Raw genomic sequence first — 15,068 nt, forward strand, 5'->3', positions numbered from 1 at the left:
AGGACGCGCCGGTGAGGAAAGTGCGAAGGAGCGCGATGCCGATCAGTTGGGCGCTTCCGCCGGCAATATCAAGACGCGATTTGTCAGGAATAGGCGTGTCGGGTTTGAAGCCCGATGGCGATGGGGGATGGGGGCTACCCGCGATGATGTGCTCTGGCGATCGCGCCAGACCTTGAACATTGATCCTTCCAGCAGGCGGAATTCACGGCCGCGTCAGCAGCATCGAGATGCCCTGTCCGACGCCGATGCACATGGTGGCGATCGCACGCTTCGCACCGTGCTCCTCAAGCTCCAATGCTGCCGTCAGCGCCAGGCGTGCTCCTGACATGCCAAGCGGATGGCCGAGCGCGATGGCGCCGCCATTCGGATTGACGTGGGACGCATCGTCGGCAAGTCCGAGCTGCCGCATGCAGGCGAGCGCCTGTGCCGCGAAGGCTTCGTTCAGTTCGACGATATCGATGTCGCCGATATCAAGACGGAGGCGCTCCAGGAGCTTGCGGGTCGAAAACACAGGGCCGATGCCCATGATGCGTGGCGGAACACCCGCCGTTGCCATTCCGTCGACCCGGGCGAGAGGCTTTAGACCGTAGCGTTCGACCGCTTGGCCGGAGGCAAGGATGAGGGCAGCCGCGCCGTCGTTGACGCCGGAGGCGTTGCCGGCCGTTACCGTGCCGTTGGCGCGGAACGGTGTCGGCAGACTGGCGAGCTTCTCGATGGTCGTTTCGCGCGGGTGCTCGTCTTGCTCGACGCATGTCGTCTCGCCCTTGCGTGCCTTGATCGCATAAGGGGCGATTTCGCGGGCGAAACGCCCGCTCTTTTGCGCAGTGGCCGCCCGGGCCTGGCTGCGCAGTGCAAAGCCGTCCTGGTCTTCGCGCGAGATGGAAAACTCGGTCGCGACGTTTTCGGCGGTCTCCGGCATGGAGTCGATGCCGTATTGGGTTTTCATGACAGGATTGACGAAGCGCCAGCCGATCGTCGTGTCATGGATTTCAGTGCTGCGCTGGAACGGGCTTTCGGCCTTGGGCATGACGAAGGGCGCGCGCGACATGCTCTCGACGCCGCCGGCGACGATAATCTCGGCTTCACCCAGTCGGATCGCGCGGGCGGCGTAGCCGACGGCGTCCAGCCCGGAACCGCAGAGCCGGTTGATCGTCGTTCCGGCTGCCGTCTCGGGCAACCCGGCGAGCAAGGCGGCCATGCGCGCGACGTTGCGGTTGTCTTCGCCCGCCTGGTTGGCGCAGCCAAGAACAACCTCATCGATCGCCTCAGTCGGAACGGACGAAACGCGCGCCAGCGCCTCGCGGATCACGTGGGCGGCAAGATCGTCCGGGCGCGCGCTCGACAGCGCGCCGCCATAGCGACCGATGGGCGTGCGGACGCCGCCGACGATATAGGCTTCACCCATGGGATTTGTCCTTGCTTTGCTCGGCTGTAAACATCGGCCCGCCCTTATGCGCGGGAAAGCCGTAGCCGTTGATCAGCACCAGATCGATGTCGCCGGGACGTGCGGCAATGCCTTCCGCCAGCAGGGCCGTTCCTTCGTCGGCCATCGCTTTCAGAAGCCGGCTCATGATCTCGTCCGCGGTGAAATCGCGCGGCGTGATGTTCTTCACCGCCCTTGCGGTGTCGATGATCGCAGTGACCTCGGGATCGACGGTCCGCTTGCCATCGGGATAGGCGTACCAGCCGCGGCCGCTCTTGCGCCCGAGACGCCCCGCTTCGCAAAGCCTGTCGGCGATTTCGACATAACGGGCAGCGGGATCCCGCGTCGCAGCCTGTCGCTTGCGGCGCGCCCAGGCGATATCGAGCCCGGCCATGTCATTGACGGCGAAGATACCCATCGGAAAACCATAGGCCTCGAGCACGGCGTCGATCTGCTCAGGCAGTGCCCCATCCTCCAGCATGAACTCCGCCTCGCGGCGATAGGCGGAGAAAACTCGGTTGCCGATGAAGCCTTCGGTGACGCCTGAGACGACGGGCAGCTTGCCGAGACGTTTGACGAAGGCAAGCGCGCTCGCCAGCACGTCAGGTGTGGTCTTGGCGCAGTTGACGACTTCGACAAGCCGCATGACGTTGGCGGGCGAGAAGAAATGCAAGCCTACGACCCGCGACGGATCGGCTGCCGCGGCTGCAATCGCATCGGGATCGAGGTAGCTCGTATTGGTCGCGAGGATGGCGCCGGGTGCGACGATGCCGTCGAGCCTCTGAAACAGCTGCGTCTTGACCTGAAGGTCATCGAAGACCGCTTCGATGACGAGGTCGGCTTTCGCGAGGTCTCCGGCCTCCGCGGTCGTCTGCAGTCGCGCGAGGCAGTCGTCGCGGCCGGCCGCAGTCAGCCGTCCGGAGCGCAGGGTCTTGTCGAGGGTCTCGGCGATACGTGCCCGCCCGCTGGCGGCGGCTTCTTCCGTCTGCTCCAGCGCGACCACGCGATAGCCGGAGGTCAAGGCGGAGACGGCGATGCCGGAACCCATCAACCCGGTGCCGACGACACCGACGGTCTCGATCCTGCGCGGCGATACCTTGTCGAGCCCCTCGACCTTGCCGGCGGCACGCTCGGCAAAAAACACGTGTCTGAGCGCAGCGGACTCGGTGGAATCGCGCAAACGCAGGAAGGCCGCGCGTTCCTCGCTCAGGCCTTGTTTCAAATCGAGTTCGCCAGCTGCCTTGACGAGGCGAACGGCCTCTGCGGGGGCGGCTTGGCCGCGGGCTTTCGCCAGAACCTTGGCTGCAGCGACGTCCACGGCTGCGGCGTCCGCCGGCGGAACGGCGATCATGCCGGTCCGGTGGAGCGGTTTGGCAGCGCGTTCCTGCACGAAAGCCAGTGCGGCACCTACGGGATCGGCGGCAACGCTGTCGGCAAGGCCAAGCGTCACAGCTTCGGCGGCCTTAACGGCACGCCCGGTTCCGATGAGGTCTATCGCCACGACGATACCGGTCAGACGCGGCAGGCGCTGCGTCCCGCCTGCGCCCGGGACGAGGCCGAGTTTGACTTCGGGGAGGCCGAATGATGCCTTCTCGCCGGCGACGCGGCCATGGCAGGCGAGCGCGAGTTCGCAGCCGCCGCCAAGGGCGGCGCCATTCACTGCGGAGATGACAGGCTTGTCGAAGGTCTCGATGCGCTCGATCACGTCCGGAAGCGTCGGTTCGACCGGTGGTTTGCCGAACTCCCTGATGTCGGCGCCACCGATAAAGGTGCTGCCGGCGCCCGTGATGACCACGCCGCTAATCGTCGGGAGACTGGCCGCATCGTCGAGCGCCGCCATCAGGCGGGAGCGGACATGGGCAGAGAGCGCGTTCACGGGCGGATTGTCGATGGTGACGACCAGAACGCCGCCTTCAATACGAGCGGATACGCTCTCAGAAAATCGGACCTCGGACATGGTGGCAGCCTCAGTCGGGGATGACGGCCGTGGCCTGGATCTCGATCTTTGCGCGGTCCTCGACCAGCGCCACGACCTGCATCGCCGCCATGGCCGGGAAATGCCGGCCGATGATCTCGCGATAGGCCTGGCCGATGCCGCGCAGATTACCGATATATTCCTGCTTGTCGGTGAAGTACCAGGTCATCGTGGTGATGTGTTGCGGCTCCGCGCCGCCGGCAGCGAGCACAGCGACGACGTTCTTCAGCGTCTGGCGCACCTGCTCGACGAAATCGTCGGTCTCAAACTCGGATTGCGCATTCCAGCCGATCTGGCCGCCGACAAAAACGGTGCGGCCCGTTGCAGCCACGCCGTTGGCGTAGCCGATGGGCTTTGCCCAGCCTTCAGGTTGCAGGATGGTGTGCATCGGTCGTCTCCAGATGTTGTGTCAGCGCAGCGCGGATGTCGTCCGGCCATGCCAGTGAAGCGTGATTGTCGAGCGAGGTGGCGACGACGCGCTGTTTCGCCGTCCAGAGCACCGTGTCCCTTGCCGAGACCGTATGCTCCATGTCGAGCGACGACCGACCGATGCCGTGGACCTTGAGCGTGAAATCAAGTTCGTCGCCCTGAAAGCCCGGGCGAGTGAAGGTGAGATCGAGGCGCACGGTCGGCACGCCGATCCGCAGCCCGTCGTTCATCGTCCTCCAGGGAAAGCCGAGCGACGCGAAGAAGTCCTCCGTCACCCCGACGAGAATGTTGAGGTAGGACGGGAAATAGGCGATGCCCGAGGGGTCGCAGTCTCCAAAGCGCAGCGGTCTATTGGCCCTAAACATGATCTCGATCTCAGTTCGCGAAGGCGGCGATGCCGGTGATGGCACGACCGAGGATCAGAGCGTGGATGTCGTGCGTGCCTTCGTAGGTGTTGACCACTTCGAGGTTGACGAGATGGCGGGCCACCGGAAACTCGTCCGAAATGCCGTTGCCGCCGAGCATGTCACGGGCAGTCCGGGCGATTTCCAGTGCCTTGCCGCAGGAATTCCGCTTGAGGATCGAGGTCAGCTCGACCGGCGGGTTGCCTTCGTCCTTCATGCGTCCGAGGCGCAGGCATCCCTGCAGGCCAAGGGCAATTTCCGTCGCCATGTCCGCCAGTTTCTTTTGGATCAGCTGGTTGGCGGCGAGCGGCCGGCCGAACTGCTTGCGGTCGATGACGTATTGCCGTGCCGTCTCGTAGCAGGACTCAGCCGCACCGAGGGCGCCCCAGGCGATGCCGAAGCGCGCGGAGTTGAGGCAGGTGAAGGGGCCCTTCAGCCCGGTCACATCGGGCAGCATGTTTTCTTCCGGCACGAACACCTCGTCCATGACGATCTGGCCGGTAATCGATGCCCTGAGACCCACCTTGCCGTGGATCGCCGGCGCGCTGAGCCCCTTCCATCCCTTTTCGAGGATGAAGCCGCGGATCAGACCATCCGCGGTCTTCGCCCAGACGACGAAGACGTCGGCGATCGGCGCATTGGAGATCCAGGTCTTGGAGCCGGAAAGCAGATAGCCGCCATCGACCTTGGTGGCCTTGGTGATCATCGAGCCGGGATCGGAACCATGATCGGGCTCGGTGAGACCGAAGCAGCCGATTTTCGTGCCGGCAATCAGTCCCGGCAGGTATTTGCGTTTCTGGTCCTCGCTGCCGAAGGTATAGATCGGCACGATCACCAGGGAAGACTGGACGCTCATCATCGAGCGGTAGCCGCTGTCGATGCGTTCTACTTCGCGGGCGATCAGACCGTAGGAGACGTAGTTGAGGCCCGCGCCGCCGTATTCCTCGGAGACCATCGGTCCGAGCAGGCCGAGTTCGCCCATCTCGGCGAAAATCGACGGATCGGTCTTCTCGTGGCGGAAGGCCTCCTGCACGCGCGGCGCCAGTCGGTCTTCGGCAAAACCTTGCGCGGTGCGCCGCACCATGCGTTCTTCTTCGGTCAACTGCGCATCCAGGTTGAATGGATCCTGCCAGTCGAATGACGCCTTCGAACCATGCATGTTCGACATCCCCCTCGTTATCGTCCCGTACCTTTCATCAGCTCGCGGCCGATGATGAGCTTTTGAACCTCGGTCGCGCCCTCGTAGATCCGCAGTGCCCGGATCTCACGATAGAGCCGTTCGGTGATTTCGCCGACGCGCACGCCGCGGCCGCCGAAGAGCTGCAGCGCCTGGTCGATGACCCATTGTGCATTCTCGGTCGCCGTCATCTTGGCCATGGCCGCTTCCCGCGTGGTCGGCCGCTTCTGCACGTCGCGCTGCCATGCCGTGCGGCAGGTCAGAAGGGCGGCGGCGTCGATCGCAGTCGCCATCTCGCCGAGCGTGCTTTGCGCTGTCGGCAAATCGGCAAGGGTTGCGCCGAACATCTTGCGGTTCTTTGCATGCGCCACTGCCTCGTCGAGCGCCCGGCGGGCAAAGCCTGTTGCGGCGGCCGCGACGGAGGGGCGGAAGATGTCGAGCGTGCGCATGGCGATCTTGAAGCCTTCGCCGGGGCTTCCGAGAAGCTGCGACGCCGGGATGCGGCAATTGTCGAAGCGAAGCCGGGCAAGCGGATGCGGCGCAATGGTCTCGATGCGCTCGGCGATCGTGAAACCCGGCGTGTCGGCGAAGACCACAAAGGCGGAAATGCCGCGCGTGCCGGGCGCTTCGCCGGTGCGGGCAAAGACGGTGTAGACGTCGGCGATGCCGCCGTTCGAGATCCAGGTTTTCTCGCCATCGAGCACGAAATGATCGCCCTCGCGTCGCGCACTACAGGCCATCGCTGCGACATCCGAGCCAGCCTCGGGTTCGGAAAGCGCAAAGGCGGAAATCCACTCGCCGCGGCTGACCTTGGGCAGGACGGCCTGCTTCAGTGCCTCGGAACCGGAAAGGCTGATCGCGCCGGTGCCAAGCCCCTGCATGGCGAAGGCGAAATCGGCAAGACCGTCGGTATAGGCAAGCGTTTCGCGGATGAGGCAGAGCGACCGGCTATCGATCTCCTCGCTTGCGCCGCCAAATGCTTTCGGCACGCAATGGCGAAGCACGCCTGCGGCGCCAAGGGCGCTGACGAGGTGTTTGCACGCGGCATCGGCATTTGCGTGATCGATCTCGCCGAGGCCGCCACGGGATACGAAGTCATCCAGCTCCGTAGCAAACGCACGATGACCATCGTCGAAGAACGGCCAGTCGAGATGGTCGCGGGTTGGTGGGCGCAAAGCCGTGTCACGGGAACTCATGCTCAATTCCCTTTGAATTCCGGCTTCGCCTTGGCGGCAAAGGCCTCGAAGGCGCGGCGGAAATCGCCGGTCGCCATGCAGATCGCCTGGGCCTGGGCTTCCGATTCGATCAGCTGGTCGATGCCCATCGCCCATTCCTGGTCGAGCATCTTCTTTGTCATCGCATGGGCGAACCAGGGGCCATCGGCGATGGTGCGTGCGAATTTCTGCGCCTCGGCAAGCAGCGACGCACGCTCGTGCAGGGCGTTGTAGAAGCCCCAGGCATGACCCTCGGGCGCGGTCATGACCCGGCCGGTGAAGAGCAGTTCGGCGGCGCGGCCTTGGCCGATGATGCGGGGAAGAATGCCGCAGGCGCCCATGTCTGCACCCGCGAGCCCAACGCGCGTGAAGAGAAAGGCGGTCTTCGCTTCCGGCGTCGCGACGCGGAAATCGGAAGCCATCGCCAAGATAGCCCCGGCGCCGGCGCAAATTCCGTCCACGGCCGCGATCACGGGTTGGGGGCAGGCGCGGATCTGGCGCACCAGTTCGCCGGTCATGCGGGTGAAATCCAAGAGGTCCGGCATCGACATGCGCGTCAGCGGCTCGATGATTTCGAAGACGTCGCCGCCGGAGGAGAAGTTGTCGCTGGCGCCGGTCAGCACCACGGCGCGCACGTCGCTGGCGCGGGCAAGCGACCGGAAGAGGTCGCAAAGCTCCTCGTAGCTCTCGAAGGTCAGCGGGTTCTTCTTTTCCGGACGGTTGAGCGTGATCGTCGCGACCCGGCCGTCCGCGTCCGTTTCGAACAGGAAGTGCTTGGCCTTGTAGTCCTTAAAGGCGCGCTTCTTGGCCTGCATCGGGTTTGTCATCTCTATCCTCCGAGAACTTCGCCACCGGCAACGGCGATCGCCTGGCCGGTGATTGCGGTCGCTCTTTCCGACACCAGCCAGGAGACCGTGTCTGCCACCTCATCCGGGGTCACCAGGCGCCCTTGCGGATTGGAACGGGCAAGGCTGGCACGTGCCTCCTCGCGCGAACGACCGGTCTTCTCGCTGATCGTGTCGAGTGCGCCATCGATCAGCGGCGTGTCGGTGAAACCCGGGCAGACGGCATTGACGGTCACGTCGGTTCGCGCCAGCTCGAGTGCCAGAGCGCGCGTCAGCCCGACGACGCCGTGCTTCGATGCGCAATAGGCAGATACATAGGCATAGCCGGTGAGGCCCGCCGTGCTTGCGACATTGACGATGCGGCCGTTGCCGGCCCGGCGCACGGAGGCAAGGGCTGCCTGCGTTACGAGAAAGACGCCGGTGAGGTTGATCGAGATTACCCGCTGCCAGAGCGCGAGATCGGTCTTCTCGAACGGCGCCGAGGGCGCTTCGCCGGCGCAGTTGACGAGAACGGCGATCTCTCCGCTCTTGGCAATCGCAGCCGCAATGCCTTGCTCGATGGCGGACGGGTCGGTCACGTCAAACCCATGGTGGACGTGGGCTTCGCCGCCCGATGAGAGAATCTCTGCTCGCACGGCTTCCAGCGGTGCTGCGCGTCGCCCGGCAAGGCTGACGATATGGCCGTCGGCGGCAAGCGCAAGCGCGATCGCCTTGCCGATCCCGCTGCCCGCGCCTGTGACAAGGGCGTGCCTCTTGCTCATGGCTTGCCCGCCGTCGTTGCCGCACGCGTTAGATTGTTCACATATTGCGCGCGGGCGGAGTGGTACTGCTTGGGCCAGGGCTGATCGTCATAGCCGATCTTTGCCGCCTCATGCATGACGAAGGATGGGTCGGCCAGATGCGGGCGGGCAATCGCGCAGAGGTCGGCGCGACCGGCAGCGATGATGGAATTGGCGTGGTCGGCCTCGGATATCGCCCCGACGGCAATCGTCGCGACCTGGATCTCGTTGCGGATCTTGTCGGAAAAGGGTGTCTGGAACAGGCGGCCGTAGACCGGCTTTTCCTCTTTCACCACCTGACCGGAGGAGCAGTCGATCATGTCGGCGCCGGCCTCCTTGAACAGGCGGGCAAAGATCGCCGCGTCCTCGGGCGTGTTGCCGCCTTCGTGCCAGTCATGCGTCGAAAGGCGCACCGACATCGGCCGATCCTCGGGCCAGGCCTTGCGGACCGCATGGAACACCTCGAGTGGGAAGCGGGCGCGAGCCGCATGGTCGCCGCCATATTCGTCCGTGCGAAGGTTGGTGAGCGGCGACAGGAAGCTCGACAGCAGGTAGCCGTGCGCCACGTGCAGTTCGAGGATGTCGAAGCCGAGATCGCGGGCCCGTTCGGTAGCGTGCACGAAGTCCGCGATGACGCGGTCCATGTCGGCACGCGTCATTTCGCGCGGCATGTCCGAATGCTTGAGATAGGGCAGGGCAGACGCCGAGATGAGCGGCCAGGCGCCTTCGCTCAAGGGCTGGTCGATGCCCTCCCAGGCGAGCTTGGTTGCGCCCTTGCGTCCGGCGTGGCCGAGCTGGATGCCGATCTTGGCGGGTGTCTGCTGGTGCACGAAATCGACGATCCGCTTGAAGGCATGCGCCTGCTCGTCGTTCCAGAGACCGAGGCATCCGGGCGTGATGCGGGCATCGGCCGATACGCAGGTCATTTCCGGGAAAACGAGAGCGGCGCCCCCCATGGCGCGCGCGCCGAGATGCACCAAGTGGAAATCGTTCGGCACGCCATCGGTCGCCGAATACATCGCCATCGGCGAAACGACGATGCGGTTCTTCAGCGTCAGGCCGCGGAGCTTGAACGGCGTGAACATCGGCGGCGGGACCGTGCCGTTTGCGGCCGGCTCGACGCCGGCGCGTTCGGCAAACCAGCGCTCGAAGCCTTCAAGCCAGTCCTTGTCGCGGAGGCGAAGGTTCTCGTGGCTGATGCGCTGCGAGCGGGTCAGCATCGAATACATGAACTGCTCGGGCTCCAGCGTATCGGCATAACGCGTGCCGGCGACTTCGAACCACTCCATGGCATTGCGGGCCGCATTCTGGATGCGGGCGACATCGACCCGGCGTACCTCCTCGTAAGCAGCGAGAACGGCGGGGATATTGGCCTTGTCGTGGCCGAGAATGTCGAACTGCCGGGTGAGCTCGATGGCGTCGTCGATCGCAAGCTTGGTGCCTGAGCCGATGGCGAAATGGGCTGTATGGGCGCTATCGCCCATCAGAACGACGTGGCTGCGGCCGTTGAAATGGCTCCACTTCTCGCAGATCAGCCGACCGAAATTCAGCCAGGCCGAGCCACGCAAATGGCGTGCATTGGTCATCAGCTTGTGGCCGTCGAGGGTCCCGGCAAAGAGCTTTTCGCAGAATTCGATCGACTGCTGCTGGTCCATCTGGTCGAGACCATGGGCCCTAAAGACGTCATCGGTGGTCTCGACGATGAAGGTCGAGGTGTTTTCGTCGAAGCGGTAGATGTGCGCCTGGAACCAGCCATGTTCGGTGCGCTGGAAATCGAAGGTGAAGGCGTCGAACTGTTTGTTCGTGCCGAGCCAGACATAGCGGTTCGGCCGAACGACCATATCGGGCCGGAAGACGTCGGCGTATCTGTTGCGGATGCGCGAATTGACGCCGTCGGAGGCGATGATCAGATCCGCGTCGGCGAACTGCTCGTCGCTCTCGACATCCTGCTCGAACACCAGTTCGACGCCGAGTTCGAGGCAGCGCTCCTGAAGGATGTTGAGCATCTTCTTGCGGCCGATGCCGACGAAGCCGTGGCCGGTCGTCCTGATCTTGCGGCCCTTGAAGACCAGCTCGATATCGTCCCAATGGTTGAAGGAGATCTCGATCGCCTCGGCTGTCTCCGGATCCCATTGGCGCATCGATTGCATGGTGGCATCCGAGAAGACGACGCCCCAGCCGAAGGTGTCGAAGGCGCGGTTCCGCTCGACCACGGTTACGTGGTGTTCCGGGTGCTGGCGCTTCATCAGCAGCGCGAAATAGAGCCCGGCTGGCCCGCCACCGATACAGACGATCCGCATGTCGTTCTCCTCCCGAGTTCCGGCTGCGTGGGTCGCTGTCGAGATGCCGTTGGCCGTCATCCCGGACTGCTGGGAACAAGGTGGACTCGTTCGGGAGAAATTTCAAGCTTAAAATTGTTTTGGGTCGACGTGATGCCTATACGCGCGTTCAGACGACGGCGCGTGGTCATCACGCCGCTCTATGCTCTTGGGAAAAGGGAAGAGTGTTGCCCTCAGGAGTTGCGGGCCAGGGAAGCGATAACGGACCGCTTGAGCTTGGCAAGCTCGTCCATCAGCACGCCACCGTCCTGCGGTGAAACACCCGCGAACAGGTCGGAGATCCAATCGGCATGGGTTGCTGCCATCTTCTCGAATTCGGCGCGGCCGAAGGGGGTCAACGCGATGACCTGCACGCGGCGATCCGTCGGGAGCGTCGTGCGGCTGATGTGGCCGCTCTCGGTCAAGCGCTCCACCAGCACCGTAATGTTGCCGGGCGAAACCATCATGCGCTTCGAAACTTCGCCCAGCACCATGCCGTCAGGGGCGCGTTCGAGCTGGGCCATCAGGTCGAAGCGCGGCAAGGTCGAATCGAATTCTTCCCGAAGCCGGCGACGAATCTCGCTCTCGACCAGCGTCGAGCAGGTCAGCAGGCGCAGCCAGAGCCTGAGCTCGGCGCGGTGATCGCCTGGAGCTTCGAGCGCCTTGGTCTCGCCATCCACCCATTCCGGCGAAGTATCGAACTTGTCTTCACCCATCATTGCAAACGCCCGCTTCTTTTCCTGCGCCTTGGCAGGCACTTCCCTGTCTCTTTGCTTTTAGAGACGTTTCCGGCTCTTGGACAGGCTGTCACGCGCCGTCATTTGGACGCATGCCGCGGCAACAGCGCTGCAGGGCGGCCGCCATCTTCGGACTGGTCGTAGACATTGACCGTAAAGCCGATGTGGTCGGTCATCAGCTTTCGGGCGCGGTCGACGTCGCGGTCGAGTGCGGCCTCCATCAATTCCGTATGATGCTCTATCGCCATCGCGTCCTGCAAGGCGGCAACCGCTTCCTCGTAGCCCTCGCTCATCCCTGCCGCAGCGCGCAGTGTGGGGGCAAGGCTCAGGAAACGGTGGTGGCGGCGGAGCTGGTCGGAGATCGTCGCCTGGAAGCGGGAAAGCCAGCTCGATCTCGCCGCACCGATCAGCGCGGTGTGAAAGGCGGCATGCTTCTCGTCCCACTCGTCGATCTCGCTTTCGGAGACGTTTTCGACGGCAATCTTGCAGCGCGACAAGCGATAGTGGGCGGTGACGACGGCGGACTCCCATGCGCTGTCACCATTTTCGATCGACTCGATGAGCAGCGGAATTTCGACGACCTGCCGCGCTCGGGTGAGGTCGTCGAGCGCCTCTCGCGAGACCGGCGCGACGGCAAAGCCGCGATTGCTGATGGCCGTGACAAGACCCTCCGCTTCCAGCCGCGACAGCGCTTCGCGCAGAGGCGTCCAGCCGATCCCGTAGCTTTCGCGCAGCGCGCTCAGCTTCATCGGTGCGCCGGGCTGCAGCCGCGTCGCCAGAATGTCGCGGCGGAGCAACCGGTAGGCCGATTCGGTTTTGGTCGACTGTTCGTGGTCTTGCATCAAGTTCCCTTAACGCCCACATCGGATCGACACAATTATATATAGTTCTGCGGCTCAGATGAAAATATATATATTTATTTGACAAGACCTCCGACCGTCGCCATCATCCACGCACGCCGCCGAGGAGGGCGGTAACGCTCGTCAAATTCTGGGAGGGATGTATGAGCAGGCTTAAGAGCACTTGGCTTTCGGGGTTGGTCGTCGCCGGCGCAATGGCGTGGGGGCTGGGAACGGCTGCCGCTGATCCGATCCGCATCGGCATCGCCAACTTCGGCGAACATCCACAACTGAGCGCGTCGATCGCCGGCTTCAAGAAGGCGCTGGCTGAAAACGGCTTCGTCGAAGGCAGCGACGTCGTCTACACCGAGAGCCACACCAATTTCGACGCCTCGCTGGTTCCGCAGATGATTGCCAAGCTGCAGGCCGAACAGCCGAAACTGATCTACACCATCACGACGCCGGTCTCGCAGATCGCCAAGAAGGCGCTCGCCGGCTCCGGCATCCCGGTTGTCTTTTCTGCCGTCACCGATCCGGTGGCCGCCAAGCTCGTTCCGTCCTGGGAGGCCGGTGACGAGGGGATGACCGGTGCGACGGACCTTCAGGACGTTGGCGCCGTGATGGCCTTTACCCGCAAGCTGCTGCCCGAAGCCAAGCGCTTCGGCGTGCCCTATAACCCGGGCGAGGCGAACGACACGGCGCTGCTCGACAAGATCAAGGAAGCCGCACCTGCCGCCGGCTTCGAAGTCGTCGCTGTCGGCGTCGACAACGTCAACGACATTCAGCAGCGCATCGCCTCCTTCGCCGGCAAGGCCGACGTGATCTACACGCCCGCATCCAACCTGCTGCAGCCGGCAATCGGTGCCGTTTCTGCGGCGGCACGCCAGGCAGAGATCCCGATCGTCAATTCCGACGATGGCGCCGTCCGCGATGGCGTCGTGCCGGCAAGCTTTGCCGTCAACTACGAGCAGGTCGGCGTCAATGCCGGCAAGATCGCTGCGGAAATCCTCAAAGGCAAGGACCCGAAGACCATCGCGCCGTCGCGCCCGAGCTATGAAGACCACGCGCCGCTGATCTCGAAAAAGGCGACGGCCGCCTTCGGCATCGAAGTGCCGGCAGCGCTCGCCACCGACTGCAGCTGCGTCGTCGACTGATCTCCAATTGGTCTCAACAGTGGCGGCGCCGGGAGCGCCGTCACTCCACGGATAGGGGGAGCCAATGCTGGAAATCAGATCGGCCCGCAAGGTTTTCTACAAGGGGCAGGCAGACGAGAAGGTCGCGCTCGACGGCCTCAAACTCAGCCTCGCCACAGGCGAATTCGGTGTCGTCATCGGCTCGAACGGCGCCGGCAAGAGCAGCATGCTCAACGCCATCTCCGGCGCGCTCGTGCTCGATAGCGGCCAGGTCGTCATCAATGGCGACGACGTGACGGCCATGCCCGTGCACAAGCGTGCCATGCGGCTTGCCCGCGTTTTCCAGGACCCGATGCGCGGCACCGCCGCCAGCATGACGGTGGCGGAAAACATGTTGCTCGCCGAACTGCGCAGCAACAAGCGCACCCTGCGTCGCGGGCTGAATACGACGCGGCTCGCCACCTACAAGGAACGGCTGTCGCTGCTAGGCCTTGGCCTCGAAAACCGTCTCGATACGCGGGTGGAGCTTCTGTCCGGCGGACAGCGGCAGTCGCTGTCGCTGATCATGGCGGTCGGCGGTGAGCCGGAACTGCTGCTGCTCGACGAGCATACCGCAGCACTTGATCCCCGCACCGCCGATATCGTCATGCAGGCAACGATCCGCGCGGTCGAGGCGCTGAAGCTGACGACGCTGATGGTGACACACAACATGCAGCATGCGGTGGACTTCGGCCACAAGGTGATCATGCTCGATGCCGGGCGCGTCCGCCTCGAGATCGACGGCAAGGAAAAGGCCCAGACGACCGTGCCTGAGCTGATTGGCCATTTCTCCGTCAAAACCGACCGCATGTTCCTGGCGAGCTGACGATCATGGATATTCTTCAAAACACCATCGCGAGCTTCGTCTCGCTCGTTCCCGTCACTCTGGCGCAGAGCCTGATCCTCGCCTTCGTGGTGCTCGGGATCATGATCCCGTTCCGCATGTTGAGCTTCCCGGATCTGACCAGCGAAGGCGCGTTTCCGCTCGGCGGCTGCGTCTGCGGCGTGCTGATGGCGGCGGGGATGTCGCCGCTGGCCGCGATCGCCATCGCGCTCGTCGCCGGCTTCGTTGCCGGCTGCTGCACGGCTTTCATCCACCTGCGGTTCCGGATCCACACCCTGCTCGCCGGCATCCTGATGATGACGATGCTCTATTCGATCAATCTGCGCATCATGGGCCGGTCGAACCTCTCGGTCTTCGGCGCAACGACGGTGTTCGACTGGGCGCCGGGGCTGCAGCCGGGCTTCCCGGCAAGCAAGATTGTCGTTGCCGGTTTGATCGCGCTCGTTGTCTTCTTCGTGCTCTATCATTTCTTCCGCACCGAGAAGGGCACCGCCGTCCGTGCCGTCGGCGCCAACCCTGATATGGCCGAAGCGCAAGGCATCAACGTCTGGCTGGCGACGATCGGCGGTGTCGGGCTTGCCGGCGCGTTTTCCGCAGGCAGCGGCGCGCTGATGGTGCAGTCGCAGGGCTTCGCCGACGTCAACATGGGCCTCGGCATCCTGATCAACGGCCTTGCGGCGCTCATGATCGGCGAGGCGATCGTCGGCAAGCAAAGCGTGCTGCGCCAGCTCGCGGCCCCCTTTGTCGGTGCGATCGTCTACTATCAGCTCGTCTCCTTCTGCCTGGCAGCCGGTATGCCCCCGCCGGACCTGAAACTTGCGACCGGCCTGTTCGTTCTCGCCATGCTGGCTCTTCCGAGCCTCAAGCGAAGCCGCGGACCGGCACCTGCCCGCGAAACCGTTCGCGAATAGA

Annotated in this window: 14 protein-coding genes; 3 read left to right on the forward strand and 11 right to left on the reverse strand. The window is 64.0% G+C overall.

Annotated elements, in window-relative coordinates; translation table 11 throughout:
- Positions 1-202: 202 nt before the first annotated feature.
- The 11 genes from pcaF to IB265_RS27905 form a co-directional block, all read right to left on the reverse strand.
- Entirely contained in the window at positions 203-1,405 is a 1,203-nt protein-coding gene (pcaF, locus tag IB265_RS27855) for a 3-oxoadipyl-CoA thiolase (protein WP_057255215.1), read from the reverse strand.
- Entirely contained in the window at positions 1,398-3,380 is a 1,983-nt protein-coding gene (locus IB265_RS27860; protein WP_057255216.1) for a 3-hydroxyacyl-CoA dehydrogenase NAD-binding domain-containing protein, read from the reverse strand. The genes pcaF and IB265_RS27860 overlap by 8 nt, the downstream gene beginning before the upstream one ends.
- Before the next feature lie 10 nt (positions 3,381-3,390).
- Complete coding sequence (locus IB265_RS27865; protein WP_057255217.1) at positions 3,391-3,786, reverse strand: RidA family protein; 396 nt, start codon at positions 3,784-3,786, stop codon at positions 3,391-3,393.
- Entirely contained in the window at positions 3,764-4,195 is a 432-nt protein-coding gene (locus tag IB265_RS27870; protein WP_057255539.1) for a thioesterase family protein, read from the reverse strand. Before IB265_RS27870 ends, IB265_RS27865 begins: the two co-directional genes overlap by 23 nt.
- Positions 4,196-4,202: 7 nt before the next feature.
- Positions 4,203-5,390, reverse strand: a complete 1,188-nt coding sequence (locus IB265_RS27875; RefSeq protein ID WP_057255540.1) for an acyl-CoA dehydrogenase — start codon at positions 5,388-5,390, stop codon at positions 4,203-4,205.
- A gap of 17 nt (positions 5,391-5,407) precedes the next feature.
- The gene (locus tag IB265_RS27880) at positions 5,408-6,604 is read right to left on the reverse strand and encodes an acyl-CoA dehydrogenase family protein (protein ID WP_057255218.1); all 1,197 of its coding nucleotides are present in this window, start codon (positions 6,602-6,604) and stop codon (positions 5,408-5,410) included.
- Between the two features lie 2 nt (positions 6,605-6,606).
- Positions 6,607-7,449: an enoyl-CoA hydratase family protein gene (locus tag IB265_RS27885; protein WP_057255219.1), complete on the reverse strand. Its 843-nt coding sequence runs from the start codon at positions 7,447-7,449 to the stop codon at positions 6,607-6,609.
- A 2-nt stretch (positions 7,450-7,451) separates the two neighbouring features.
- On the reverse strand, positions 7,452-8,228 hold the full coding sequence (locus tag IB265_RS27890; RefSeq protein ID WP_057255220.1) for an SDR family NAD(P)-dependent oxidoreductase: 777 nt from the start codon (positions 8,226-8,228) through the stop codon (positions 7,452-7,454).
- Positions 8,225-10,546, reverse strand: coding sequence for a bifunctional salicylyl-CoA 5-hydroxylase/oxidoreductase (locus tag IB265_RS27895; protein ID WP_057255221.1), 2,322 nt, complete (start codon positions 10,544-10,546; stop codon positions 8,225-8,227). The genes IB265_RS27890 and IB265_RS27895 overlap by 4 nt, the downstream gene beginning before the upstream one ends.
- A 212-nt stretch (positions 10,547-10,758) precedes the next feature.
- Positions 10,759-11,280: a MarR family winged helix-turn-helix transcriptional regulator gene (locus IB265_RS27900; protein WP_057255541.1), complete on the reverse strand. Its 522-nt coding sequence runs from the start codon at positions 11,278-11,280 to the stop codon at positions 10,759-10,761.
- A 101-nt stretch (positions 11,281-11,381) separates the two neighbouring features.
- The gene (locus IB265_RS27905) at positions 11,382-12,143 is read right to left on the reverse strand and encodes a GntR family transcriptional regulator (RefSeq protein ID WP_057255222.1); all 762 of its coding nucleotides are present in this window, start codon (positions 12,141-12,143) and stop codon (positions 11,382-11,384) included.
- Between the two features lie 161 nt (positions 12,144-12,304).
- On the opposite strand from IB265_RS27905, the gene IB265_RS27910 reads away from it, so the two are divergent.
- From IB265_RS27910 to IB265_RS27920, 3 genes are all read left to right on the forward strand, one after another.
- A complete protein-coding gene (locus IB265_RS27910) occupies positions 12,305-13,294 on the forward strand; it encodes an ABC transporter substrate-binding protein (protein ID WP_057255223.1) in 990 nt (329 codons plus the stop codon).
- Between the two features lie 64 nt (positions 13,295-13,358).
- Positions 13,359-14,138, forward strand: a complete 780-nt coding sequence (locus IB265_RS27915) for an ABC transporter ATP-binding protein (RefSeq protein WP_057255224.1) — start codon at positions 13,359-13,361, stop codon at positions 14,136-14,138.
- Between the two features lie 5 nt (positions 14,139-14,143).
- Complete coding sequence (locus IB265_RS27920; protein ID WP_057255225.1) at positions 14,144-15,067, forward strand: ABC transporter permease; 924 nt, start codon at positions 14,144-14,146, stop codon at positions 15,065-15,067.
- Position 15,068: the final 1 nt, after the last annotated feature.

Source organism: Ensifer sp. ENS10 (assembly GCF_014852025.1).
GTDB lineage: Bacteria > Pseudomonadota > Alphaproteobacteria > Rhizobiales > Rhizobiaceae > Ensifer.

Bases quoted from the DNA above. Each gene is read 5' to 3' on its own strand.
- IB265_RS27910 (WP_057255223.1), top strand. From the start codon at position 12,305: ATGAGCAGGCTTAAGAGCACTTGGCTTTCGGGGTTGGTCGTCGCCGGC.
- IB265_RS27905 (WP_057255222.1), bottom strand. From the start codon at position 12,143: ATGCAAGACCACGAACAGTCGACCAAAACCGAATCGGCCTACCGGTTG.
- pcaF (WP_057255215.1), bottom strand. From the start codon at position 1,405: ATGGGTGAAGCCTATATCGTCGGCGGCGTCCGCACGCCCATCGGTCGC.
- IB265_RS27915 (WP_057255224.1), top strand. From the start codon at position 13,359: ATGCTGGAAATCAGATCGGCCCGCAAGGTTTTCTACAAGGGGCAGGCA.
- IB265_RS27890 (WP_057255220.1), bottom strand. From the start codon at position 8,228: ATGAGCAAGAGGCACGCCCTTGTCACAGGCGCGGGCAGCGGGATCGGC.
- IB265_RS27860 (WP_057255216.1), bottom strand. From the start codon at position 3,380: ATGTCCGAGGTCCGATTTTCTGAGAGCGTATCCGCTCGTATTGAAGGC.
- IB265_RS27920 (WP_057255225.1), top strand. From the start codon at position 14,144: ATGGATATTCTTCAAAACACCATCGCGAGCTTCGTCTCGCTCGTTCCC.
- IB265_RS27875 (WP_057255540.1), bottom strand. From the start codon at position 5,390: ATGCATGGTTCGAAGGCGTCATTCGACTGGCAGGATCCATTCAACCTG.
- IB265_RS27895 (WP_057255221.1), bottom strand. From the start codon at position 10,546: ATGCGGATCGTCTGTATCGGTGGCGGGCCAGCCGGGCTCTATTTCGCG.
- IB265_RS27885 (WP_057255219.1), bottom strand. From the start codon at position 7,449: ATGACAAACCCGATGCAGGCCAAGAAGCGCGCCTTTAAGGACTACAAG.
- IB265_RS27900 (WP_057255541.1), bottom strand. From the start codon at position 11,280: ATGGGTGAAGACAAGTTCGATACTTCGCCGGAATGGGTGGATGGCGAG.
- IB265_RS27880 (WP_057255218.1), bottom strand. From the start codon at position 6,604: ATGAGTTCCCGTGACACGGCTTTGCGCCCACCAACCCGCGACCATCTC.
- IB265_RS27865 (WP_057255217.1), bottom strand. From the start codon at position 3,786: ATGCACACCATCCTGCAACCTGAAGGCTGGGCAAAGCCCATCGGCTAC.